Source organism: Streptomyces sp. NPDC127038 (assembly GCF_042725875.1).
Classification (GTDB): Bacteria; Actinomycetota; Actinomycetes; order Streptomycetales; family Streptomycetaceae; genus Streptomyces.
In genome coordinates, this window is record NZ_JBHXDQ010000026.1 from 51531 (window position 1) to 75629 (window position 24099).

At 73.0% G+C, this 24099-nt stretch carries 21 protein-coding genes; 6 read left to right on the forward strand and 15 right to left on the reverse strand.

What is annotated here, in order from left to right; genetic code table 11:
- Positions 1-200 precede the first annotated feature (200 nt).
- The 3 genes from ACFWI4_RS19765 to ACFWI4_RS19775 all read left to right on the forward strand — a co-directional run bounded on the left by ACFWI4_RS19765 (position 201) and on the right by ACFWI4_RS19775 (position 2664).
- The gene (locus ACFWI4_RS19765) at positions 201-584 is read left to right on the forward strand and encodes a BlaI/MecI/CopY family transcriptional regulator (RefSeq protein WP_387197745.1); all 384 of its coding nucleotides are present in this window, start codon (positions 201-203) and stop codon (positions 582-584) included.
- A complete protein-coding gene (locus tag ACFWI4_RS19770; protein WP_387197748.1) occupies positions 581-1480 on the forward strand; it encodes a M48 family metalloprotease in 900 nt (299 codons plus the stop codon). The genes ACFWI4_RS19765 and ACFWI4_RS19770 overlap by 4 nt, the downstream gene beginning before the upstream one ends.
- 191 nt (positions 1481-1671) lie before the next feature.
- Positions 1672-2664: an endonuclease/exonuclease/phosphatase family protein gene (locus ACFWI4_RS19775; protein ID WP_387197751.1), complete on the forward strand. Its 993-nt coding sequence runs from the start codon at positions 1672-1674 to the stop codon at positions 2662-2664.
- A 101-nt stretch (positions 2665-2765) separates the two neighbouring features.
- Here ACFWI4_RS19775 and ACFWI4_RS19780 read toward each other — a convergent pair whose 3' ends face one another.
- The 5 genes from ACFWI4_RS19780 to ACFWI4_RS19800 all read right to left on the reverse strand — a co-directional run bounded on the left by ACFWI4_RS19780 (position 2766) and on the right by ACFWI4_RS19800 (position 8595).
- Positions 2766-3272: an O-acetyl-ADP-ribose deacetylase gene (locus ACFWI4_RS19780; RefSeq protein WP_387197754.1), complete on the reverse strand. Its 507-nt coding sequence runs from the start codon at positions 3270-3272 to the stop codon at positions 2766-2768.
- Complete coding sequence (locus ACFWI4_RS19785; protein ID WP_387197757.1) at positions 3269-4678, reverse strand: phytoene desaturase family protein; 1410 nt, start codon at positions 4676-4678, stop codon at positions 3269-3271. Before ACFWI4_RS19785 ends, ACFWI4_RS19780 begins: the two co-directional genes overlap by 4 nt.
- Positions 4679-4773: 95 nt before the next feature.
- Entirely contained in the window at positions 4774-5640 is an 867-nt protein-coding gene (locus ACFWI4_RS19790; protein ID WP_387197760.1) for an inositol monophosphatase family protein, read from the reverse strand.
- A gap of 174 nt (positions 5641-5814) precedes the next feature.
- Positions 5815-7635, reverse strand: a complete 1821-nt coding sequence (locus tag ACFWI4_RS19795; RefSeq protein ID WP_387197763.1) for a gamma-glutamyltransferase family protein — start codon at positions 7633-7635, stop codon at positions 5815-5817.
- 162 nt (positions 7636-7797) lie between these two features.
- Entirely contained in the window at positions 7798-8595 is a 798-nt protein-coding gene (locus ACFWI4_RS19800; protein ID WP_387197766.1) for a DUF4232 domain-containing protein, read from the reverse strand.
- Positions 8596-8988: 393 nt separating this feature from the next.
- Between ACFWI4_RS19800 and ACFWI4_RS19805 the strand changes: the two genes are divergently transcribed.
- A complete protein-coding gene (locus ACFWI4_RS19805) occupies positions 8989-9657 on the forward strand; it encodes a hypothetical protein (protein WP_385407307.1) in 669 nt (222 codons plus the stop codon).
- A 24-nt stretch (positions 9658-9681) separates the two neighbouring features.
- Here ACFWI4_RS19805 and ACFWI4_RS19810 read toward each other — a convergent pair whose 3' ends face one another.
- The 8 genes from ACFWI4_RS19810 to ACFWI4_RS19845 form a co-directional block, all read right to left on the reverse strand.
- On the reverse strand, positions 9682-11208 hold the full coding sequence (locus ACFWI4_RS19810) for an NCS1 family nucleobase:cation symporter-1 (RefSeq protein WP_387197769.1): 1527 nt from the start codon (positions 11206-11208) through the stop codon (positions 9682-9684).
- Positions 11209-11333: 125 nt separating this feature from the next.
- Positions 11334-12356, reverse strand: coding sequence for a TIGR03842 family LLM class F420-dependent oxidoreductase (locus ACFWI4_RS19815; RefSeq protein ID WP_385407300.1), 1023 nt, complete (start codon positions 12354-12356; stop codon positions 11334-11336).
- A gap of 18 nt (positions 12357-12374) precedes the next feature.
- Positions 12375-13775 (reverse strand): dihydropyrimidinase, encoded by a 1401-nt coding sequence (gene hydA / locus ACFWI4_RS19820; RefSeq protein WP_387197774.1) that lies wholly within the window; start codon positions 13773-13775, stop codon positions 12375-12377.
- 199 nt (positions 13776-13974) lie between these two features.
- On the reverse strand, positions 13975-14817 hold the full coding sequence (locus ACFWI4_RS19825) for a nitrilase-related carbon-nitrogen hydrolase (RefSeq protein ID WP_037621540.1): 843 nt from the start codon (positions 14815-14817) through the stop codon (positions 13975-13977).
- Between the two features lie 145 nt (positions 14818-14962).
- Positions 14963-16552 carry a PucR family transcriptional regulator gene (locus ACFWI4_RS19830; RefSeq protein WP_387197777.1) on the reverse strand — a complete coding sequence of 530 codons (1590 nt, stop codon included), beginning with the start codon at positions 16550-16552 and terminating at the stop codon, positions 14963-14965.
- Positions 16553-16698: 146 nt separating this feature from the next.
- Positions 16699-17982, reverse strand: coding sequence for an aspartate aminotransferase family protein (locus ACFWI4_RS19835; RefSeq protein ID WP_385394923.1), 1284 nt, complete (start codon positions 17980-17982; stop codon positions 16699-16701).
- The gene (locus tag ACFWI4_RS19840; RefSeq protein ID WP_387197780.1) at positions 17979-18821 is read right to left on the reverse strand and encodes a nitrilase-related carbon-nitrogen hydrolase; all 843 of its coding nucleotides are present in this window, start codon (positions 18819-18821) and stop codon (positions 17979-17981) included. The genes ACFWI4_RS19835 and ACFWI4_RS19840 overlap by 4 nt, the downstream gene beginning before the upstream one ends.
- Before the next feature lie 619 nt (positions 18822-19440).
- Positions 19441-20133 (reverse strand): hypothetical protein, encoded by a 693-nt coding sequence (locus ACFWI4_RS19845; protein WP_387197783.1) that lies wholly within the window; start codon positions 20131-20133, stop codon positions 19441-19443.
- 918 nt (positions 20134-21051) lie between these two features.
- Here ACFWI4_RS19845 and ACFWI4_RS19850 point away from each other — a divergent pair.
- Positions 21052-21558, forward strand: a complete 507-nt coding sequence (locus ACFWI4_RS19850; protein ID WP_387197786.1) for a hypothetical protein — start codon at positions 21052-21054, stop codon at positions 21556-21558.
- 225 nt (positions 21559-21783) lie between these two features.
- On the opposite strand, the gene ACFWI4_RS19855 is transcribed toward ACFWI4_RS19850, so the two are convergent.
- A complete protein-coding gene (locus ACFWI4_RS19855; RefSeq protein WP_387197789.1) occupies positions 21784-22719 on the reverse strand; it encodes an HAD family hydrolase in 936 nt (311 codons plus the stop codon).
- A gap of 182 nt (positions 22720-22901) precedes the next feature.
- Positions 22902-23156, reverse strand: coding sequence for a helix-turn-helix domain-containing protein (locus ACFWI4_RS19860; protein WP_387197792.1), 255 nt, complete (start codon positions 23154-23156; stop codon positions 22902-22904).
- A 32-nt stretch (positions 23157-23188) separates the two neighbouring features.
- Here ACFWI4_RS19860 and map point away from each other — a divergent pair, with 32 nt between their 5' ends.
- Positions 23189-23956, forward strand: a complete 768-nt coding sequence (map, locus tag ACFWI4_RS19865; protein WP_387197795.1) for a type I methionyl aminopeptidase — start codon at positions 23189-23191, stop codon at positions 23954-23956.
- Positions 23957-24099 lie beyond the last annotated feature (143 nt).

Below are 24099 nucleotides of genomic sequence, written 5' to 3' on the forward strand. Positions count from 1 at the left end.
CAAGACGTAGAGTGAGGCCGGGAGCCGTGGAATCATGGACAAACTACCGCTCACCGGAAGAAGGCGCCGAACAGGACGGGCATTCGAGGAGATACCCGGGGGCGGTATCAGGGGCGATGTCCGGCTCCCGAGGCGCCCTCGGGCACACACACCCGGACGGCGCCGCTCCGGGCTCGACTACGCGCTGTAAGGTGACGGGCATGGCTGGCACAGGTCCCCACGGAAGGGCGGAACGGCGCAACGCGGGCGAACTCGAGAGTGAAGTCCTCGCCGCCCTGTGGGCCACCGACGACGCACTGACGCCCGCCGAGATCCAGGCCGAGATCGGCGGCGGACTCGCCTACAACACGGTGCACACCATTCTCAAACGTCTGTACGACAAGGGCCTCGTGCTCCGGGACGTTGACGGCCGGCGCGGCGCGTACCGCCCCGCGAAGAACGCGGCCCAGCTCACCGCCGAGGCCATGCACGAAGCACTCGACCGCGGACCCGATCCGATCGCGGCCCTCCAGCAGTTCGTCACCGGGCTCAGCCGCCAGGAGGAGGAAGCCCTGCGCGATCTCCTCGGAGGGAACGGGCCATGAGGATCGACGTCTACATCCCGCTGGTGCTGGCACTGCTGCTGACCGCGGTCGCCCCGCTCGTCGGCAGGCGGGTGTCGCCCGCCCTGGCGGCCCGTGTGCTCGTCACGGCCGCCGCGCTGACCGCGGCCGCTTCCACCTGGGCGCTGCTGCTGCTCGGGACCACGTTGATCGACCACGCCCCGCCGGTGATCGCCGAGGCCGGAGAGGACGGGCGGTCCCTGCCCGAGCCGGTTCCGGAGACCGTCGCCGTCCTGGCGGTGGCCGGCCTCGCCATGATCACCCACCGGATTGTTCGTGTGGTACGAGCACATATGGCGACCCGTCGCGTCCTGCTCAAGCTGTGCGAAGGGCACCCGCCGGACAGCGAGCTCGTCGTCGCGGCCTCGTCGACCCCGCGCGCCTTCGCGATCCCCGGCAAGCCGGGCCGGATCCTGGTCACGGCCGCCATGCTGGGCGCGCTCGAACCCGTCGAGCGGCGGGTGCTGCTCGCCCACGAGCGCGCCCATCTGGCGCACCGGCACGCGGCGCTGTCCACCGTCGTGGCCCTGGCCGCGGCCGCGAACCCGCTGCTCGTGCCGGTCCGCGACACCGTCGCGTTCCTGCTGGAGCGGTGGGCCGACGAGGAGGCCGCCGGCAGCGTCGGCGACCGGCGCACCACGGCCCGCGCCCTGGCCCGCGCCGCTCTGGTCTCCCAGCGCGCCCGCCCCGGATGCGCGCTGCACTTCTCCGAACACGCCGTCACCCGCCGGATCGCGGCCCTCCAGACCGCTCCCCCGCCGGTCATGAGGTCCGTCGCGGCGGCGGTGCTCGCCCTCGGCGCCATCCCGGCCCTCGGCGCGGCCGACGCCACGAGCGATCTGCTCCGGCTGCTGGCGGAGACACTGCCCGGCTTCTGACCCGGCCGGGGCCAGGGCGGGTCACAGGCCGGGGCGCGGGTCGGGTCGCGGCGGGCCCCACGTCCGGGCCCCACGTCACGGCCGCCCCCGCCCTCGATCCTCATCGCGCCCCCTCGTCACACCCCCACGGGAATCCTGAACCTCAGGAGTCCCGGCCGTCTCTCGCGTCCCCGCCGGGTACCGTCGCGCTCATGACACCCCCCGAGGCGGCTCGTCCCGGTTCCCCGCGTTCCGCGCGTGTGCGGTTCGCGACGTTCAACGTGCTGCACGGACGGACCCTGGTGGACGGCAGACCCGTTTCCGTCCGGCCCGCGGGCGGCCCCGCGGAACCGCTCGTCCGGGCCGTGGCCTCGCTGGACGCCGACGTGGTGGCGCTCCAGGAGGTCGACCGGCTCCAGGAACGCTCGGGCGGGGTGGACCAGGCGTCCGCCGCGGCCGAAGGGTCCGGCGCACACCACTGGCGGTACGCGTCCGCGTTCCACGGCACGGCGACGGCGGACGGCGGCTGGATCCCGGAGCCGTCCGTGCCGGGCCTGCGGGTCTACGGGCCGCGCGAGACCGGGGCTGGCGACGCCGGGACGGACGCGGCCGGGGCGAGCAACAGCCTCCCCTCGCACGGCATCGCCCTGCTGTCCCGGCTGCCCGTACGGCACTGGAGGGCACGGCGGCTGGCCCCGGCGCCCGTCCCCATGCCGCTGCGGACGCCCGGCAACCCCGGCCTCACCGTGTCCAGGGACCAGCCACGGGCCGCTCTCGCCGCCGTCCTGGAGGGAAGCCGCGGGCCGTTCACCGTGGTCGCGGTGCACCTGTCGTTCGTGCCCGGCTGGAACCTCCTCCAGTTGCGCGCCGTCCGCGCCTGGATCGCCGACCTGCCCGGCCCCCGGGTGCTCCTCGGCGACTTCAACCTGCCCGGCGCGCTCCCCCGCGCGGTCCTCGGCCCCGCCGGACCGGCCGGCGGCATCCGGCCCCGGCCCGGTGGAACCGGAACCAGGCCCGGTGGCGGGCCGGAGCCGCGCGGCTGGCGGGACATGGCCCGCACGCCCACCTATCCCGCGCACCGCCCGCTCGTCCAGCTCGACCACGTCCTGGCGAGCGGGATCGGGGCGGGCGCGGCCTGCGGAGCGCACGCCCCGAGCACGCCCGTCTCGGACCACCGGCCGCTGGTGGTCGAACTGCCCCTGTGACCGGGACGGGCCGAGCCGGGCCGGGCCAACCGGCCGGGGGCTCGCACGTGCGGACACACGCCGACGGCCCCCGTGCTCCGCTCAGGCGGCCCCGCCCGGCGTCACAGCCGCGCGGCGAACGCGTCGTACGCCCGTTCGTCGAAGAGCACGAAGCGGACCTCCTCGACCTGCGTCCCCGCCGCGCGGACCGTCTCCACCGCGATGCGTGCCGCGTCGTCCATCGGCCAGCCGTAGATGCCCGCGGAGACGGCGGGGAAGGCGACCGTACGGGCGCCGAGCTCGTCGGCGACCCGCAGGGACTCCCGGTAGCAGGAGGCGAGCAGCTCCGACCGGTCCTCCTCCCGCGCGTAACGGGGACCCACGGTGTGGATCACCCAGCGGGCGTCGAGGTCGCCCGCGGTCGTGGCGATCGCGCGGCCGGTCGGCAGGCCCTTGCCGTAGTGCCCGGCGCGCAGTTTCCGGCAGTCGGCCAGGATGGCCGGGCCGCCGCGGCGGTGGATGGCCCCGTCGACGCCTCCGCCGCCGAGCAGCGAGGAGTTCGCCGCGTTGACGACGGCGTCGACGCTCTGGCGGGTGATGTCGCCCCGCACCAGCGTGATCGTGGTCATGACTGTCTCAGCCTCCTCCACACGGCCTTCGCCGCGTTGTGCCCCGACATCCCGTGCACCCCGGGTCCCGGCGGAGTGGCCGAGGAACAGAGGAAGACAGCGGGGTGAGGGGTGCCGTACGGCGACAGGGACAGCCGGGGGCGGAGCATGAGCTGGAGTCCGGATGCTGCCCCGCAGGCGATGTCCCCGCCCACGTAGTTGGCGTTGCGGGCCGCCAGGACGGGCGGTCCGGCGGTCGCGCGGGCCAGCACCCGGTCGCGGAAGCCCGGCGCGAACCGCTCCAGCTGGCGCTCGATCGCGTCGGTGAGGTCTCCGGTCCAGCCGTTCGGGACATGGCCGTAGGCCCAGAACACCTGCTTGCCCTCGGGAGCTCGGGACGGGTCGACGACGCTCGGCTGCACGGTGATCAGGAACGGCGCGTCCGGTGCCCGGCCCTCGCGCGAGGCCGCCCGCAGCGCGGTGCCGATCTCCGCCCGGCTGGCCCCGACCTGGACCGTCCCGGCGACGCGGGCACGCTCCGCGGTCCACGGCACGGGCCCGTCGAGGGCGTAGTCGATCTTGAAGGCGCCCGCTCCGTACCGGTAGCCCTCGTAGTACCGCCCGAAGCCCGCGATCCGGGCCAGGGCCGTCGGCGAGGTGTCGAAGACGTAGGCCCGCGCCGGAGGCAGGTCGTCCAGGCGCTTGACCTCGTAGTCGGTGTGGACCGTGCCGCCCAGGTCCTCGAGGTACGCGGTGAGCGCGTCCGCGATGGACTGGGAGCCGCCGCGCGCGACGGGCCAGCCCCGGGCGTGCGCGGCCAGCGCGAAGACCAGGCCGACCGCGCCCGTGCCGACGCCCTCCAGCGGCGCCATGACGTGCGCCACCAGGCCCGCGAACAGGGCTCGGGCCCGCTCGTCGCGGAAGCGGCGCATCAGCCAGGTCGAGGGCGGCAGCCCGGCCAGGCCGAACCGGGCGAGGGTGACGGGGTCCCGGGGCAGCGAGGTCAGCGGCAGCGACATGAAGTCGTGCGCCAGGGTGTCCCACTTGCTCAGGAACGGCGCGACGAGCCTGCGGTACGCGCCCGCGTCCCGGGGCCCGAAGGAGGCGGCCGTCTCGGCCACGGACCGGGCGAGCACCGCGGCCGAGCCGTCCGGGAACGGGTGCGCCATGGGGAGCTCCGCGTGCAGCCACTCCAGGCCGTACCGCTCCAGGGGCATCGCACGGAACGCGGGTGAGTTGATTCCGAGCGGATGCGCCGCCGCACAGGGGTCGTGCCGGAAACCGGGCAGGGTCAGTTCCTCGGTGCGCGATCCCCCGCCCACCGTGTCACGGGCCTCGAACACGGCCACCGAGAAACCCCGGCGGGCCAGCTCCACGGCAGCCGTCAGTCCGTTCGGCCCCGCACCCACCACGACCGCATCGAACATCGACGGCACCTTCGGACTCCTTCGTCAGCCGACGGCCACTGGGGATCAGGATATGCCGGGCCACCGACAGCCCTGCCGGCACGGGGTGTTGGAGCTCAGGCGCCGGTGGCCACCCACTCCGGCTGTGCCGTCAGCAGGGCGGTCACGCGGCGGGCCGTGGCCTCGTCCCGGGCGGCCGTGAACGGCAGCGCGTTGCCCCCGGTGACGCGGAAGGGCTCGCCGTCGAGCGTCAGATGCGCACCGCCCGCCTCCTCGACCAGCAGAAGTCCCGCCGCGTGATCCCAGGCCGCCTCCCAACTGAAGGCGGTTCCGTCCAACTCGCCGCGCGCGATGGCCAGATACTCCAGGCCCGCCGAACCGCACGGGCGCGGGGCGACACCCTCGACCCACAGTCCGAGGAGGGCGCGCTTCTGCTCGTCGGTGGTGTAGTCCGGGTGGGAGGTCGCTATGACGAGGTCGCGGCCGGGTTCGGGCGAACCGGAGCGCAGCGGAACCCCGTCGAGCACGGCCCCCCGGCCCCGTATCGCGGTGGCGAACTGGTCACGCGCCGGGGCGTACGTCCACGAGGCCCGCACCACGCCGTCCAGGACGAGCGCGACGAGCGTGCAGAACCCGGGGTCGCCGTGCACGAACTGCCGGGTGCCGTCGACCGGGTCGACGATCCACACGGGCGCCGTGCCGTGGATCGCCTCGTAGACGGCCGGGTCGGCGTGCACGGCCTCCTCGCCGACCACGACCGAGCCGGGCAGCAGTTCGGTGAGGACGGCGGTGAGGTACTTCTCGGCCAGGCGGTCGGCGTCCGTCACCAGGTCGTGCGGGCCGGACTTCTGGTCGATCTCGTCGGCGGAGAGCTGCCGGAACCGGGGCATGATCTCCGCGGCGGCCGCTGCGCGGACGGCCCGTTCCACGTCGGACGCACGGTGTGCGAGAAACTCGTCGATGGTTTCGATGTCTTGGATCATGGCTCCATGACAGCACGCGTCACTGACAATCCCCACCCCTCCGGGGTACTCGGGGTGGAATCGCCATGAATTCCCGGGGCGGAACGATCACCGGCACCGGCACCGCCGCCAGGACCGGCACCGTCGTCAGCACCGGCACCAGCGCCAACGCCGGCACCGACGGCGGAACAGCCCTCACCGCCCGACCGCGTACCCCTGCATCCCGCGCGGATTGGCTCCCGCCGACAGGACGCCGGTCGCGGGGTCACGGGCCACCGCGCACAGCCGCCCCTCGGACCAGGCCTCGGCGACGGTGACGTCGTGGCCCCGTCGGCGCAGTTCCTCCACCACCTCCGCGTCCGTGCGGGACTCGACGGTGAGGCTGCCGGGCCGCATGCCACGCGGGTGGAAGGAACCGGGAAAGCTGTCGTTGTGCCAGTTGGGGGCGTCGATCGCGCCCTGGAGGTCGAGTCCGCCGCGCACCCGCGGGCGCAGCGCCACGGACAGGAAGAAGTGCGTCTGCCACTGGTCCTGCTGGTCGCCGCCGGGGGTGCCGAACGCCATGACCGGGACGCCGTCGAACAGGGCCACGGAGGGGGTCAGCGTGGTGCGCGGCCTGCGGCCCGGGGTCAGGGAGTTGGGCAGCCCCTCCTCCAGCCAGGCCATCTGGAGCCGGGTGCCGAGCGGGAAGCCGAGCTCCGGGACGACCGGGTTGGACTGGAGCCAGCCCCCGCTGGGGGTGGCGGCGACCATGTTGCCCCAGCGGTCGACGACGTCCAGGTGGCAGGTGTCGCCCCGGGTGCCGCCGTCGGACGCCGGCCGGGGCTCCCCGGCCGTGCGGGCCATGGTGGGCTCGCCGGCGCCCGGTACCGCGAGGGCGTCGAAGCCGGGCTCACCCGCGGCCACCGCGCAGGCGTAGGCGCTCAGCCGCGGCTCCCGGCCGCCGGGACTGCCGGGGCGCAGTTCGTACGACGCCTTGTCCCCGACGAGTGCCCGCCGGGCCGCGTTGTAGGGCTCCGACAGCAGGTCGGCGAGCGGCACCTCGGCCGCGTCCCCGTACCAGGCCTCCCGGTCGGCCATGGCGAGCTTGCAGCCCTCGACCAGCAGGTGGACGTAGTCGGCGGAACCGGGGCGGGGCAGTTCGGGCGGGAGCAGCGCGAGTTGCTGGAGGAGGACGGGGCCCTGGCTCCAGGGGCCCGCCTTGCACAGGGTCCAGCCCCGCCAGTCGTACGTCGCCGGTGCCTCGTAGGACGCGGACCAGCCGGCCAGGTCGGCGGCCGTCAGGGTGCCGGTGTGGCGCTCGCCGCTGGTGTCCATGGTGGGCCGCGCGGCCTGCCTCACCAGGGCCTCGGCGATGAATCCGGTGCGCCACACCTCCCGGGCCGCCTCGATCTCGGCCACCCGGTCGCCCGCGCCGGAGACCTCGTCGAGCAGCCTGCGCCAGGTCGCGGCGAGGGCCGGGTTGCGGAACAGCTCTCCGGGGCGCGGCGGCCTGCCGTCCGGGAGGTACACCCGGGCGGACGAGGTCCACTCCGTCTCGAAGAGCGCGCGTACGGCGTCCACGGTCTCGCCGACGCGTTCCACGGGCGCGTGGCCGTCCTCGGCGTAGCCGATGGCGTACCGGAGGACGTCGGCGAGCGTTTTGGTGCCGTGGTCGCGCAGGAGCAGCATCCAGGCGTCGAAGGCGCCCGGCACGGCGGCGGCGAGCGGGCCCGTACCGGGCACGAGGTCCAGGCCGAGGCCCTTGTAGTGGGCGACCGTGGCTCCGGCGGGCGCGACGCCCTGCCCGCACAGCACCCTCACGGGTCCGTCGGCGGGGGCCAGGACGATGGGGACCTCGCCCGCGGGTCCGTTGAGGTGGGGTTCCACGACGTGCAGGACGAAACCGGCGGCGACGGCGGCGTCGTAGGCGTTGCCGCCGCTCTCCAGGACGGCCATCGCGGACTGCGAGGCGAGCCAGTGCGTGGAGGACACCATGCCGAAGGTGCCCTGGAGGGTGGGTCGGGTCGTGAACATGCCTGCCACCTCACGGTTCGGAGCGATCGGGCTCGGGTCCGACTATGGCATCCGCCGGGACCGGGGCGGCGGGGCGGGTGTTCCGGCCGGGGACGTCGGAGGTACGGGCCGGTCGGCCCCGGCCGGGCCCCTCGGGTGAGGGCCGGGCGGCCGTGTTCCGGTTCAGCGGACGGGTGTCCAGGCCGTGGCTCCGAGGGTGTTCTCGGGGCCGATGTCGAGCGGCTCGGTCAGCCGCAGATTGACGGCGGGCTGCCCGCGCCGGGGTGCGATCCGCAGGTAGACCCCCGCCTGGGCCGCCATCCGCCAGTACACGGTCGCCCGTGCGCTCTCGCCCGGGTGGAGCGTGAAGGGCTTGGGGCCGGGGTCGGCGGGGGCCATGAAGACCTTGTCCGTCCCGTCGACGGCGTGCACGTCCGGGAACGGGGTGCCGTCCTGGTCGAGCACGTGGAGGACGGCCGGGTAGCCGTTCACCTCGTACGAGCGTGCGCCGCAGTAGGTGAGGGTCAGGGTCAGACCGCGCAGGCCCATGGCCCCGTCGACGGATCCGGTGCCCAGACGCAGGCCGGACGGCGGGCAGCCGCTGCCCGCCTGGGTCGGCACGGCCTCGGGCGTCGCCGTTCCCGACGGCTCGGGCACCTCGATGACGAGGTGCCCGTCCGTGGAGGTGGCGGACGGGTCCGGGAGGTGAGCGGCGTCGGTCCCGACGACGCTCGGGACCGGGCCGGGGACGGCGGTCCGTCCGGGGTCGCGCTCGCGGTCGATCTCGGCGGAGAGGCCGCACCCGCTGGTGGCCGTGGCGACCAGGCACAGGAGCAGGACGGGGCGCGTCCACGCCCTCCGGAGGGCGGCGGCACGGGACGGAGCACCGCGCGCGGGTAAGGAGACGGTGCGGACTTCGGGCCGGGCCGGTGGTCCGGCGGGGGCCGTCGCGCCCGCGCGTCGCCGGTTCGTCGCGAACATGCGCCGATCATGGCACGTGAGCACCGCGGAAGGCATGGCCCCGCCTTCCCTCGAACCCGTCCTTCGACCCCGAATCCCTTGTTTTCAGGGCCAGTTGAGGGTGAAGGTGATCACGCGGCCGTTCCGTCGCGAAACCGGGGCACGGCGACCGGCACCGCCGGATCTCGGAATGGAACGGCCGCGATGCGCCGCGATACGGAGAAAGCGGCGATCATCGAGCCGAACAAAACAGACATCCTGTCGCAGCTTCAGTCAATCGCCGCCAAGGTGAGTCGCTGTCATCACACGGGCATGCCGCCCGTCGGCCCTTCCGCGCCACCGCGTCTCATGTGACACTGGCGTCCCGTCCGCAGTGCGGACCACCTCCGCACCATCCCCCACGAGAAGTGCGCTTTGGGTTCTCTTCCTCTGCCGCTCGCGCTCGCCGCGCGCCTTTTGCCGGTCGCTCTGCTCGCCTCCGCGGGCTGGGCCCTGGCGACGGGCCCGTCCGAAGCGACCCCCAACGCCGAGGACAAATCGACACAGAAACAGACATCCGACTCGCCGTCAGCTCCTTCGGCCTCGGCCGCCGTCAAGACGTTCGCCGCCTCGCCGGCCCCCTGTGGCGGCATCCAGGTCGCGACGATCAAGTCCCTGGTCCCCGGCGCCAAGACGGCCGGCCAGGAGATCGCGTCGACCGACAAGGCGGTGCGCCGCACCTGCTCGTGGAACGCCCTGAAGGGATTCGACTACCGCTGGCTCGACGTCTCGTACGAGATCAAGGAGTCGGACGCGGCGGCGGAGAAGGCCTACAAGGAGCGTGTCGCCGACAAGACCGGCGGCGGCGCGGTGCCGGGCGTGGGCGACGAGGCCTACTCGGTGGTCAACCTCACCACGGAGGACAAGCAGGACACCCGTGAGGGCGTGGTGATCGTCCGGGCGTCGAACGCGCTGGTGGTCGTCACCTACAACGGCAGCAACTTCGAGACGAAGAAGGCGCCCGGCACCGACGAGATCAACAAGGGTGCCATCAAGGCCGCCAAGGACGCGACGGCGGCACTGAAGGGCGGCCAGAAGAGCTGACCTGACCGCCCTCCGCCCGAGCGGTCAGCCCGTGGTCGCGTCCTTTCCGCGGGTCAGCATCAGGACCAGGTACAGCAGCATGGACGTGGCGAGGCCGACCGCCCATCCGTAGTCGGCGAGCGACTTCAGCGCCGGGATCGGCCGTCCGTCGACCAGGGGGTGGAAGTCCGCCCCGCCGACGGCGAGGACGCCGCCGGTGACGAAGGCGACCACGGCCCGCCAGTTCCAGCCGCCGTCGTACCAGTAGCGGCCGCCCGTACGGTAGAGATCGGCGAGGTCGAGCCTGGTGCGGCGCAGGATCCAGTAGTCGGCGATGAGGATGCCGGCGACCGTCCCCAGCAGACCGCCGACCAGGCCCAGCCAGGTGAAGATGTAGCCCTGGGGGTCGGAGTACAGCTTCCAGGGGAAGATCAGCACGCCGATGACGCAGGTGGCCAGCGCGCCGGCCCGGAAATTGATCTTCCGCGGGGCGATGTTGGAGAAGTCGAAGGCCGGGGAGACCAGGTTCGCCGCGATGTTCACGGACAGCGTGGCGACCAGCACGGTGACCAGCGCGAACACGATGCCGACGACGTTGTCGGTCTTCGCCGCCAGCTGGACCGGGTCCCAGATCGCCTGACCGTAGACGGCCTGCGAACCCGAGGTGACCATGACGGACAGGAACGCGAAGAGGGTCATGGTGGTGGGGAGCCCGAGTGCCTGCCCGAGCGTCTGCGCCCGCTGGCTCCTGCCGTAGCGGGTGAAGTCCGGGATGTTCAGGGACAGGGTGGACCAGAAGCCGATCATGCCCATGAGCGAGGGCCAGAACAGCTTCCAGAAGTCGCCGCCCCAGCCGAGCTTCGACGGCTGGTCGAGCAGCGGTCCGAAGCCGCCGGCCTTGCTGCTCATCCACCACAGCATCACGCCGGCACCGACGAGGACGAAGGGCGCGGCCCAGTTCTCGAACCGGCGGATCATCTCCATCCCGCGGTAGATGATGGCGACCTGGAGCACCCAGAAGACGGCGAACGACAGCCACATCGTCCAGGCGTGTCCGCCGATCTCGGAGGCGTTGGCCCAGCTGTCGCCGAAGAGCTTGCCCGCGAGGAAGTAGATCGCCTCGCCGCCGATCCAGGTCTGGATGCCGAACCAGCCGCACGCCACCAACGCCCTGACGACAGCGGGGAGGTTGGCGCCGCGGACGCCGAAGGAGGCCCGGGCGAAGACGGGGAAGGGGATGCCGTACTTGGGGCCCGCGTGCCCGGTGAGCAGCATCGGGACCAGCACGATCAGGTTGGCGAGCGCGATGGTGAGGACGGCCTGCTTCCAGTCCATCCCGACGGCGATCAGGCCCGATGCCAGCGTCCAGGAGGCGGTGTTGTGGGCCATGCCGACCCAGAGGGCGGAGAAGTTGTACGTGGTCCAGGTGCGCTTCTCGACCGGAACCGGGAGCAGGTCGTCGTTGGCGTAGGGACCGGTGGGCGCGGGTGCGTCGGGCGCGATCTCCACCCGGCCGTCGGGGAGCGTGACTTGTCCGGCGGGCGGGACGCCCGGAGAGACTATTTCTGTCATGAGCAGGCCAATCAATGAGGAGTGACGGGAAAGGCCGTGCGGGGACGACTGGGGGGTGCGCACACTGCGCCCTGATCCCCTTCCCGGGACGGCGGGAAGGGGAGACTGAGGGGATCGGCCTTCGGTTAACGCCCGTTGACTCCGGGGATGACCTGCGCGCCGTACGCGTCGATCGTGGCCTCCTGCGCGTCGTGCATGTCGTAGACCGCGAACTGGTCGACGCCCAGCGCGCGCAGCGCGTTCAGCTTCTCGATGTGCCGCTCGGCGGGGCCGATCAGGCAGAACCGTTCGACGATCTCGTCGGGCACGAACGCGGTGTCGGGGTTGTCGGCCCGTCCGTGGTGGGAGTAGTCGTAGCCCTCACGGGCCTTGATGTAGTCGGTGAGTTCGTCGGGTACGGCCGCCGAGTGCTCGCCGTACTTGGACACCAGGTCGGCCACGTGGTTGCCCACCATGCCGCCGAACCAGCGGCACTGCTCGCGCGCGTGGGCGAGCGCCTCGGGCGAGTCGTCCTCGGTGATGTACGCGGGCGCGGCCACGCAGATCTTCACCTCGGCGGGGTCGCGCCCGGCCTCGGCCGCCGCGTCCTTCACGGCCTTGACCATGTACTCGGTGAGATAGAGGTCGGCGAGCTGGAGGATGAAGCCGTCGGCCTCCTCGCCCGTCATCTTCAGCGCCTTCGGACCGTACGCGGCCATCCAGACCGGCAGTTCGGCGCCCGGCCTGACCCAGGGGAACTTGACGACGGTGCCGCCGAGGTCGGCCTCCTCACCGCGGGCGAGGGCGCGGATGACCTTCATCGCGCCGCTGATCCGGGCCAGCGTGTTGGGCTTGCGGCCGGCGACCCGCATCGCCGAGTCGCCGCGCCCGATCCCGCACACCGTGCGGTTGCCGTACATGTCGTTGAGCGTCGCGAAGGTGGAGGCGGTGACCTCCCAGGTGCGGGTGCCCGGGTTGGTGACCATCGGGCCCACCGTCAACTTCTCGGTGTTGGCCAGGATCTGACTGTAGATCACGAAGGGTTCCTGCCACAGCACGGCCGAGTCGAAGGTCCAGCCGTACGTGAAGCCGTTGCCCTCGGCCCGCTTCATCAGGTCGATGACACGGGAGGCCGGGGGGTCTGTCTGAAGGACGAGTCCGAAGTCCATGGCGCCACTCCTGGTCGCTCAGAGAAGGTACTGACAGGTGGAACGGGGGGTGTAGACGCCGTGGCCCGCGCGTCCGGTGAACTCGCGGTCGGAGATGACCGTTTCGCCGCGCGACAGCACGGTCTCGACCCGTCCGGTGATGCGCCTGCCCTCGTACGCCGAGTAGTCGACGTTCATGTGGTGGGTCTCGGCCGACAGGATCTGCTCGGCGTGCGGGTCGTAGATGACGATGTCGGCGTCGGCGCCGGGGGCGATGGTCCCCTTCTTCGGGTACAGGCCGAACATCCGGGCCGGCGTGGCGCAGGCGATCTCGATCCAGCGGCGCCGGGAGATGTGCCCGTCGACGACCGCCTGGTGCAGGAGGTCCATGCGGTTCTCCACGCCGGGAAGGCCGTTGGGGATCTTCGAGAAGTCCCCGCGGCCGAGCTCCTTCTGGCCCACGAAGCAGAACGGGCAGTGGTCCGTCGAGACGACCTGGAGGTCGTTGGTGCGCAGGCCGCGCCACAGGGCCGCCTGGTGCTCCTTGGGCCGGAGAGGCGTGCTGCACACGTACTTGGCGCCCTCGAAGTCCGGCTCCGCGAGGTTGTCGGTCGACAGGAAGAGGTACTGGGGGCAGGTCTCGCCGAAGACGTTCAGGCCCTCGTCGCGCGCGCGGGCGATCTCGGCGACCGCCTCCGTCGCCGAGACGTGCACGACGTAGAGCGGGGCGCCCGCGACCTGGGCGAGCTTGATGGCCCGGTGGGTGGCCTCGGCCTCCAGGAGCGCCTTGCGCACCTCTCCGTGGTAGCGCGGGTCGGTCTCGCCGCGGGCCAGGGCCTGTTCGACGAGCACGTCGATGGCGATGCCGTTCTCGGCGTGCATCATGATGAGCCCGCCGTTCTCGGCGGAGCGCTGCATGGCGCGCAGGATCTGGCCGTCGTCGCTGTAGAAGACGCCCGGGTAGGCCATGAACTGCTTGAAGGAGGTGACCCCTTCCTCGACGAGCAGGTCCATCTCCTTGAGCGTCTCCTGGTTCACGTCGGAGACGATCATGTGGAAGCCGTAGTCGATGGCGCAGTTGCCGTCGGCCTTGGCGTTCCAGGCGTCGAGTCCCTCGCGCAGCGAGCGGCCGACGCTCTGCACGGCGAAGTCGATGATGGTGGTCGTGCCGCCCCAGGCGGCGGCCCGGGTGCCGGTCTCGAAGGTGTCGGAGGCGAAGGTGCCGCCGAAGGGCAGTTCCATGTGGGTGTGGGCGTCGACGCCGCCCGGGATCACGTACTTGCCGGTGGCGTCTATGGCGCGCTCGGCCGTCCACGACCGGGCCGCGGGCGTGCCTGTCGCGGCGAGGGCGGCGATCCGGCCGTCCTCGATCAGGACGTCGGCGTGGATCTCGTCGGACGCGGTGATGACGAGACCACCCCGGATGACGGTACGGCTCATGCTCCCTCTCCTTCCGGTCGTGCGTGCACTGAGGACGTTGCGGGCCTGTCGGTGGCCGGGGCGGGCGCCGCGTTCCGGCGGCGGGGCCCGTGCGGCGGTTCGCGGGACGGGCCGTGAGGCCGGGTGCCGTGCCGGGGGCCGGGCGCTCGGATCGCCGGGCCCCCGGCACGGACGTGAGGTGCGTGCCGTGTCCGGACGGTCAGGGCGCGGTCAGCGGCCCGTACGCGCCCGGGGCGCGGTCGCGGTAGAACTGCCAGCGGTCGCGGACCTCGCGGAGCCTGGCCATGTCCAGGTCGCGGACGACGAGTTCGCTCTCCTTGTCGCTCGCCACCTCGCCGACGAACTGCGCCTCGGGGTCCACGAAGTAGGAGGTCCCGTAGAAGTCGTTGTCGCCGTACTCCTCCTGCCCGACCCGGTTGATCGCCCCCACGAAGTACTCGTTGGCGACGGCCGCGGCCGGCTGCTCCAGCTGCCAGAGGTAGCCGGACAGTCCGCGGGAGGTGGCCGACGGGTTGAAGACGATCTCCGCGCCCGCCAGGCCGAGTGCCCGCCAGCCCTCCGGGAAGTGCCGGTCGTAGCAGATGTAGACGCCGATCCGGCCGACGGCCGTGTCGAAGACGGGCCAGCCGGAGTTGCCCGGACGGAAGTAGAACTTCTCCCAGAATCCCGGCACTTGGGGAATGTGGGTCTTGCGGTACTTGCCCAGGTAGGAGCCGTCGGCGTCGATCACGGCCGCCGTGTTGTACAGGACGCCGGGCTGTTCCTCCTCGTACATCGGCAGCACGAGGACGAGGCCCAGTTCCTTGGCCAGCGCCTGGAAGCGCCGGACGATGGGGCCTTCGGGAATCTGCTCGGCGTACGCGTAGAACTCCTTGTCCTGCACCTGGCAGAAGTAGGGTCCGTAGAACAGCTCCTGGAAGCACAGGACCTGGGCGCCCTGCGCGGCCGCGTCGCGGGCCGCCTGCTCGTGGACCTGGATCATCGATTCCTTGTCGCCGGTCCATGCGGTCTGGAAGACGGCGGCGCGGATCACTCTGCTCATCGGGACCTCCGGTCGCTCGGTGTGCGAGGAGACTAGAAAGCCCGGGCGCGTTCTTTGAGTTGCACCGTGTCACGTCCGAAGTGCCGTGCCGTTCCACGGTGTCACCTCCGCGCTCTTTCGTGTTGCGTCCGAGTGGTCGTGTGTTTCACCGCTGTTGCGCGTCGTGCGCGAGCAGGGCGATGTGGACGGAGGCGGCCTGTTCGAAGTCGTCCAGGTCGACGCCGAGGCGGGCCTGTATGACCTCCAGGCGGCGGTAGAGCGCGGGCCGGCTGACGTGGTGGAGCTCCGCGGTGCGCGACTTGTTGCGGCCGGTGGCGAGATAGGTCCGCAGGACGGGCAGCAGCCGCGGGTCGGCCCCGGGTCCGCACAGCAGCCCGTCGAGTTCCCGTTCCGCGAAGGACTGGACGTGCGGGTCGTCCCGCAGCAGCCGGACCAGACCGCGCAGATGGACGTCCCTGAGCCGGACCAGCGCGGGCCGGTCCTCGTCGGCGGGGGTGTCGGCGGCGGCCTCGGCGACATGGAGGGCCTCGCGCAGTCCGAAGGGCACGTCGTCCCAGGCGGTACGGGGTGCGGCGGCGGCCACGGTCGCCGGCACCCCCGTCTCGTGCCGCAGCCGCAGGGCGAAGTGCTCGGCGAGCGCCTCCGCGTCCTGGTCGCGCGGGAGGCTGAGCAGCAGGGCGGTGGCTCCGTCGGACAGTTCGGCGACGAGCCCGGGCAGGCCGAGGAGACGGAGCACCTTGCCGAGCTGGTTGGGGTCGCCGCCCCGTACGACGAGCGGTACGAAGGTGCGGCGGTTGACCGGGAGTCCCGCGGCGCGCGCCCGCGGCAGCAGCTGGCGGGCCGGTACGACACCGCTCACCAGGTCGGTCAGCAGGCCCTGTGCCGACTCCTCCTCCCAGGAGTGGGCGGGTCCCGCGAGCATGCGGTGCAGGATCAGGGCCTCGGCGGCACGGTCGGCGAGCAGCCGCCCGGTCGCCGCGTCGCCCCGGTGGCCGCAGAGCACGACGCGGCCCCATCGCTCGCCCCGGCCGCCCAGTTCGGCGCGGATCCAGCCGTCGCCCTCGCCGACTCCCCCGGTGCCTGAAGGGCCTGCGTGGTACCCCCATGCCTGCCGGGCGATGCGGTCCCAGTCGCGCAGGACGTCGTCGACGGCGGAGCGCTCGCCGCCGGTGGCGAGGACCCGGTGGGCGAGGTTGGTGACGACGACGGGGCAGGCGGTGTGAACGGCGATCTCGTCCAGGAGGCGCTGGAGCGGGGCGCCGGTGGTGATCAGCCCGGTGAGCGCGGTGCGCACGGCCTCGGAGAGGCTCACGGCCGCGAACTTCTGCCGTACCAGCCGGGACTGGACCTCCTCCGTCAACTCGGCGAAGGGGAAGGGGCGGTGGAGCACGACCATCGGCAGGCCGCAGCGTTCGGCGGCCCGGCGCATCACGTCCGGGGGCGCCGGGAAGGCCCGGCCGAGTCCGAGGACGACGGCCGCGGCCTCGGCGCGGTGCAGCGAACGGATGTACTCGGCCTGGGCGTCGGGGTCGCCGGCGAGCAGCACCCCGGTGGTCAGGACCATCTCACCGCCGCTGAGCATGACGCCCACGTCGGCGGCCTCGGCGACGTGCACCCAGCGGACGGAGCGGTCGAGGTGGCCGGCGCCGGCCACCACCTCCGGCTCTCCGGCGAGCACCCGGTCCAGGGCGAGGACCTGACGTACGGAGAGGGCGGGTTCCAAGGCGGTGGTCATGGCGGCGTTCCCCTTTGTCCGTGGCTCGGTTCGCCTCCGGAGTCGCGGGCGGCCTCGGGGACCCGGCACGGCGGGGACCCTGCGGTCCGCTCGCGCCGGGCCTTCGAGGCCCGCGCCCCTTCGGCTCACCCGCCCTTGCTCATCCGTTACTGGGCCCGCCTCAGGGCGCGTTCGAGGATCTTGGCGCCCTCCTCCGCCTCCGCGACGGTGAGGGAGAGCGGCGGGGCGATGCGCAGCACACTGGTGTCGTGGCCGCCGCCCTTGCCGATCAACAGGCCTTCCTCGCGGGCCGCTTCGAGCACCGCCGCGGCCGCCTCGGGGTTCGCGCGGTCGGTGCCCGGCACCACCAGCTCGATGCCGATCATCAGCCCGCGCCCGCGCACCTCGCGTACGCCGCCGAACTGCGCGGCGACCGCGCGGAGCCGTTCGATGAGCAGGCCGCCGACGCGCCGGGCGTTGCCCTGGAGGTCGTGTTCGAGGAGGTAGGTGAGGTTCGCGAGCCCGGCCGCCATCGTGACCGGTGAACCACCGAACGTGGAGATCGAGTTGGAGTCGAGGCTGTTCATGATCTCGGCGCGGGCGACGACTCCGCCGATGGACATGCCGTTGCCGATGCCCTTGGCGAAGGTGAGCATGTCGGGCGGGCCGGAGGCGGCGTGGGCCTGCCAGCCCCAGAAGTGCTCGCCCGTACGGCCCCAGCCCGTCTGCACCTCGTCGGAGATCCACAGGATGCCGTGCTCGTCCAGGACCTCGCGGAAGGCCGCGTAGAGGCCGTCGGGCGGTGCGGTGAACCCTCCGACGCCCTGCACCGGTTCGGCGATCAGCGCGGCCGGCGGCCGGACGTGGCCGAGCAGGTCCTTCAGGTCCTCGACGCAGGCGCGGACGAACGCCGCGTCGTCGAGGCCGGCGTAGGGGCCGCGGGTGCGGACGCCGCCGTGCACGTACAGCGTCTGGAGCGGTGACAGCGAGGTGGGCGACCAGCCCTTGTTGCCGGTGATCCCGACCGCGCTGAACGACCGCCCGTGGTAGCTGTTGCGCATGGCGAGGATCTGGTTGCTGCGCCGGTGGGCGGTGGCGAGCAGCAGGGCCGTGTCGTTGGCCTCGGTCCCTGAGGTGGTGAAGAAGACGCGTGCGTCGGGGATGCCGGACAACTGGGCGACGCGCTCGGCGAGTTCGACCATCGGCCGGTTGAGGTAGAGCGTCGAGGAGTGGATGATCCGGCCGGCCTGCTCGCTGATCGCCTTCGTCACCTCGGGCAGGGCGTGCGCGGTCATCGTGGTGAGGATGCCGCCGAAGAAGTCGAGGTACTTGTTGCCCTTGGAGTCCCAGACGTGGCGGCCCTCGCCGTGGGTGATCTCGATCGGGTCCTTGTAGTAGAGGGCGAGCCAGTCGGGCAGGACGGCCTGGTGGCGGGTGTACAGGTCGGTCATGGCTGCACCAGCCCTTCGTAGGCGTCGGGGCGCCGGTCACGGTAGAACGCCCACTGCTGGCGTACTTCCTCGATGAGGCCGAAGTCCAGGTCCCGGACGAGGAGTTCCTCGGTCTTGTCGTTCGCCGGGGTCCCGACGAACTGTCCGCGGGGGTCGACGAAGTACGAGGTCCCGTAGAAGTCGTTCTCGCCGTACTCCTCCTGGCCGACCCGGTTGATCGCGGCGATGAAGTACTCGTTGGCGACGGCCGCGGCGGGCTGTTCCAGCTGCCAGAGGTAGGCGGAGAGGCCTCGGGAGGTGGCGGAGGGGTTGTAGACGAGCTGGGCGCCGTTGAGGCCGAGCTGGCGCCAGCCCTCGGGGAAGTGCCGGTCGTAGCAGATGTAGACGCCGATCCGGCCGACCGCCGTGTCGAAGACGGGCCAGCCGAGGTTGCCGGGCTTGAAGTAGTACTTCTCCCAGAACCCCTTCACCTGCGGGATGTGGTGCTTGCGGTACTTGCCGAGGTAGGTGCCGTCGGCGTCGATCACGGCCGCGGTGTTGTAGTAGAAGCCGGACTGCTCGACCTCGAACACGGGCACGACGATCACCATGCCGGTCTCGCGCGCGAGCTCACACATCCGGGTGACGGTCGGCCCGTCGGGGACCGGCTCCGCCCAGGCGTAGTGCTCCGGCTCCTGGACCTGGCAGAAGTAGGGGGCGTTGAAGACTTCCTGGAACCCGATGACCTTCGCACCCTGGCGGGCCGCCTCACGGGCGTGTTCCTCGTGCTTGGCGACCATGGATGCGGTGTCGCCGGTCCAGGTGGCCTGGACCAGGGCGGCACGTACGACGTTGCCCATGAGCTGCTCCTTCGACGGGACGTCAGAGAGCCTCTACGCCCGTAGACAAGGGCTGTAGAGGCTCGAAAGTAAGCCCCCCGGACAGCCTTGCCAAGACCATCGTCGTTAACCCGCTGAGTCGATCACGTTTCTGACCCTCACGGGTGAGTGACGTGGCCGGTGGAGCCGGAGGTACGGCCGATCGGGGGAACGCGCGGGCGGGCGCGGGCGCGCGTCCGCGGGCGCGAGGGCGGGGCGTCCGCGGGCGGTCGCGCGTGGGCGTGGGTGGACGTGGGCGGGCCGTGGGTGGGCCGTGGGTGGGTGGGGGCGCGGCCTTGGCCGGCCCCCGGCGGAGGTCTCGGGCTTGGCCGGCCCAGGCCGGCCAAGGGCAGGGGTTTCGGCCTTAACCGGGCGCGGGACGGGGGTCACGGCCTTCGCCGGCCCGGGGCGGGGTCTCGACCTTAGCCGGGCACGGGGCGGGGCTCGCGGCCTTCGCCGGGCACGGACGGGGGCGGGGCTCGCGGCCTTCGCCGGGCACGGGACAGGGCTCGCGGCCTTCGCCAGCCGCGGAGCGGGGCTCGCGGCCTTCGCCGGGCGCGGACGGGGGCGGCCGCGGCTCGTCCCCGTACCGGGCCGGGCGTCAGGCCGTGAACCCCGCGACGCGCAAGGCATGGATCAGGTCCCACTGGCACTCCTCGGAGACGGCCCGCGCCGCCCGCAGCAGGAGCGGCACAAGCCGTTCCGGGTCCGTCTCGACGCTGCGGGCGGCCTCCTCGGGGGCGCGCACGCGGACGTACGCGTCGAGGAGGGCGCCGATCTCGCGTCCGCGGCCCTCGTCGGCGAGGCCGAGGACGGCGGCGCCGATCTCGGACGCGGGCCTGACGGCGCCCTGGCGCAGCAGCTGGTGGCCGTCGCCGGTGCGGCCGGCCGCGGTGAGCGCGTCCGCCGCAGCGACCAGGCGGCCCGCCGGCAGCGAGGCCGCCTCCCAGAGCAGGGTGGCCCAGTCCGCGTCGAGGCCGGCGCGGTGCAGTTCGGCGGCGAGCAGGGGGAAGCGGGCGGGCGGCCAGTACGCCGCTTCCACCAGCAGGGCGTGCGCCTCGCCGCTGCGGCCCTCGCCGCGCAGCCGCGTGAGCGCCGCGACGGTCTCCGCGGTGAGCCGCCGGGCGTCCTCGTCCTGCGGCTCCGGGGCGGCCGCCGGGCGCCGGTTCGCGGGTTCCTCCGCGGCCCCGGCGAACCGCGCACCGCGGGGCGTGCTCCGGCCCTGCGCGGGCGCGGCGGACGGCAGGGGCGCCGTCTGCGGTACGACCACGGGCGCCACGTCGGTCTCCGCCATCCCGGCGAACCGCGCGCCCCCTCGCCGGCGCCGTTTGGCCCGTTTCACCGGGGACGGGTGGAGGTCGGGTGGGGTCCCGTCATCCGCCGGGGCGGGCACGGCGGCCGGACCGCGGCCCCGCGCGCCGCCCGGCAGGGGGTCCACCGGCGGAGGACCCGTGGGCGGGAGACCTGTCGGCGGCGGCTCTGGCCACGGGTCCCGGGCCGGCGCGTGGGACGCGGGGCCGGACAGGGGGCGGGAAGCGTCGCCCGGCACGAGGCCCGTGGGACGGGGGCCGGGATCACCGTGGCCGCCCGGAACCTGGGCCGCCGAGAACGGCCCGGGCCCGGCCTGCCCGGCGGCCGGCCCGACGTACGACGCACGAGAGCCGCCGCCCGGGACACGGCCATGGCCGGAGCCGGGGGCCGGGCCGAGGTCGGGGTTGGAGCCGGGACCGAGACCGGCCCCAGGGCCAGGCCCGGCTGCGAATCCGGGGCCGGGGCTGGAACCGGGGCCATGGCCGGGGCCGGAGTCAAAGCCAGAGCCAGGACCGAGACCGGCGCCAGGACCGAGACCGGAACTGGGACCGGACCCGAGACCGGAGCCAGGGCCAGCGCCAGGACTGGAACCGGGGCCAGGGCGGGAGTCGAAGCCGGGGCCGGCTCCGAGTCCGGGGCCAAGGCCAGAGCCAGGACCCAGTCCGGGGTCAGAACCGACACCGGAGCCAGGGCCAGGGCTGGAACCAGGACCGGCGCCAGGACCCGCTCCGAGTCCGGGGCCAAGACCTGACCCGGGACCAGAGCCAGGACCGCGACCGGCGCCAGGACCCGCTCCAAAACCGAGCCCGGCTCCAGGGCCGGGCCCCGTTTCCGTGGGTGGGAAGCCCTGTGTGCCCTGTGCGCGGGCGTGCCGGGTGCGGCGGTCGACGTTGTCCATGCGGTGGCGCAGCTCGGCGCAGCGGGCGACGGCCCGTTCGTGATCGTCCTCGGCCCAGGCGAGGTCCACACCGATCGCCTCGGCCTCTTCGCGGGAGGCCGCCTCCGCGATCCGCCCGTCCAGTTCCACCCGGCGCTCGGCGGCGTACCGCTGTTCGCGGAGCATGACGTCCAGCCGGTCGCCGAGGGCGTCCCGGGCGCCGGGCCCGACGTCGTACGCGGCCAGCGAGGCCTCGTACAGCGTCCGGGCCCGTACCGTCTCCTGGGCCGCGGCACGCTCCCCGTAGCGCGCGAAGACGTCCTGGAGGAGCGCCTCCACGACGTCCCACGGCGGCACCTCCCGGCCTTCGAGGCAGGCGAGCATCCCCTCGGGGTCACGGCGCCAGAAGACTCCGCACCAGCCGCCGCCCCGGTCGAGCCGCCCCACCAGCCCGTTCAGGTACCGCGCGAACTCCAGTACCTGTACCGGGAGTTGTCCTACGTTCATTACCCAACTCCCTGCCCGACGTGAGCACTTCGACCCGACAGGAAACACGAGCCGTGTTACGGGACGACTACGGGGAGTTTTCGGCGCGCCCCCGGGGCACTCGTCCAGGGGGCGCGTCGAGGTACCGCTCCGGCGCACGCCCGCACGGCAAGGGGCGCACGAACGGAGCCCTCGGGCGCCCGCCCGGACGGCACTCCGGCTCCCGCCCGGAAGGCACCTCGCTCCCCGCCCGGACGGGCCCCCGCCCCCTCAGATGCGGCACGCCTCCACCGCCGCCGCGCGGGGCAGCACGAGCCGGATGAGGGCGGCGACACCCTCGTCGTCGTTGCTGGGCAGCACGATGTCGGCCGCCCTCAGGGTGTCCTCGTGGGCGTTGGCGACGGCGGCCGCGAGCCCGGCGGCGCGCAGCATCGGGATGTCGTTGGGCATGTCGCCGACCGCGGCGGTGTGTTCCAGCGGAAGCCCGTTCCGCTCGGCGAGCGACCGCAGGGCCTCGCCCTTGTCCACGCCGGGGGCGGACAGTTCGACGAAGTCACCGGTGGACCGCGTGACCACCGCACCCTCGTCGACGACCGAGCCGATCACTGCGGCCAGTTCGTCCACGAGGAGCATCGGATGGGCGGCGAGGATCTTGACCACCGGGTCCGCCTCCACCGGCGCGGACACGTGCTCCGGCGTCGTGTGCCGCCAGGCGTTCGGCACCAGCCGCACGAAGGCCGTCTCCAGCCGGAGCCCGGACACGGAGTCGACCCCGAGCGCGACCCCGGGCACCGCGTCACGGACCGCGCGCAGGATCCGCGTCGCGTCGCCCGGACCGAATCCACGGCAGTCCAGCAGCCGCCCCGACCCGGCGTCCACGGTCACCGCGCCGTTGCTGCACACCACCGGTCCGGTGAGGCCGTAGCGCCGGGCCAGGTCCAGGGTGTCGCGGACGGGCCGTCCGGTCACCCCCACCACGGCGACCTCGGCACGCCCCGCCTCGGCGAGCGTGCTCAGGGTGCGTTCACGGATCGTTCCGGCCGAGTCGAGCAGGGTTCCGTCGAGATCGGTGCAGACGAGCCGTACGACCCTGCGCGCTCGGCGTCCGCGTCCGACCGTGGGTTCTGCCGGGAGGGAGGGACGCGCCTCGCGGAGCGCCTGCTGCTTCGAAGTCGCCACGCCGGAGCGGGCGTTGGTGTTCGACATGGCCGGAGGTTAGTGACTACGCGCGTAGACGACAAGGGAATGGGCAATGAATTCAACATTTCCTGAACACCGTCCGACCGGTCGACCATCCGACGCGCCCACTCGCGGTCGACCGCGGTCGACATAGCGACCGAATGCCGATGAAAACGGGTGGCGAGCGCCGAGCCGAGCCCGGCACCCGCTCAGAGCACCGGCACCAGCGCGCACCGCACGACGAGCTCGTCCATCGAGAGCCCGAGGGCCCGCGCCAGTGCCGCGACCGTGAAGAAGGCCGGTGTGGGCGCCCGCCCGGTCTCGATCTTGCGCAGGGTCTCCGCGGAGATCCCGGCCACCCCGGCGATGTCCGCCATGCTGCGGCCACCGCGGGCCTCGCGCAGCAGCCGGCCGAGCCGCTCGCCGCGTTCGCGCTCTTCGGGGGTCAGGGGGGTTCGCACCATGAGGCCATTCTAATACCGGTATAGTAATTGGCATGGTGGAACTGAAGACGGACACATCGATCGACGAGATGCACGCGGCCGGCCAGGTCGTGGGCAGGGCCCTGACGGCGGTACGGGAGGCCGCCGACGTGGGCGTCTCCCTGCTGGAGCTGGACGAGATCGCGCATCAGGTGCTGCGTGACGCGGGCGCGACGTCACCTTTCCTCGGCTATCACCCCTCCTTCGCGCCCACGCCCTTCCCCGCGGTCGTCTGCGCCTCCGTGAACGAGGCGATCGTGCACGGCATCCCGACGGACCAGCGGTTGCGCGACGGCGACCTGGTCTCCATCGACTTCGGCGCCGAACTCGGCGGCTGGGTGGGCGACTCGGCGATCAGCTTCATCGTGGGCAGGCCGCGCGCGGCGGACGCCCGGCTCGTGGAGACCGCCGAGCGGGCGCTGGCCGCGGGCATCGAGGCGGCCGTCGTCGGCAACCGCATCGGGGACATCGCGCACGCGATCGGCACGGTGTGCCGGACGGCCGGGTACGGGATCCCGGACGGGTTCGGCGGCCACGGCATCGGGCGCCGGATGCACGAGGACCCGGGCGTCCCGAACGAGGGCCGCCCCGGGCGCGGAATGCCGTTGCGGCACGGGATGGTGCTCGCCATCGAGCCGATGCTCATCGGCGGCGGCACGGACGGCTACCACGCTGCTCCCGACGGCTGGACGCTGCGTACGAACGACGGCTCGCGGGCGGCGCACGCCGAGCACACCGTGGCCATCACGGACTCGGGTCCGCGCATCCTGACGGCACGCTGACCCCGTAGGTCACGAACCGCGGGGCGCCGGGGGCGACTTCACGCGCGACAAGCCCTCGGACCCACGTGTCCCCGGGGCGGGGGGGGCGCCGCGCCCCGGGGGCCCCCGCCCCGGGCGCCCCCACGAGCCGCCCCCCCCCGGGG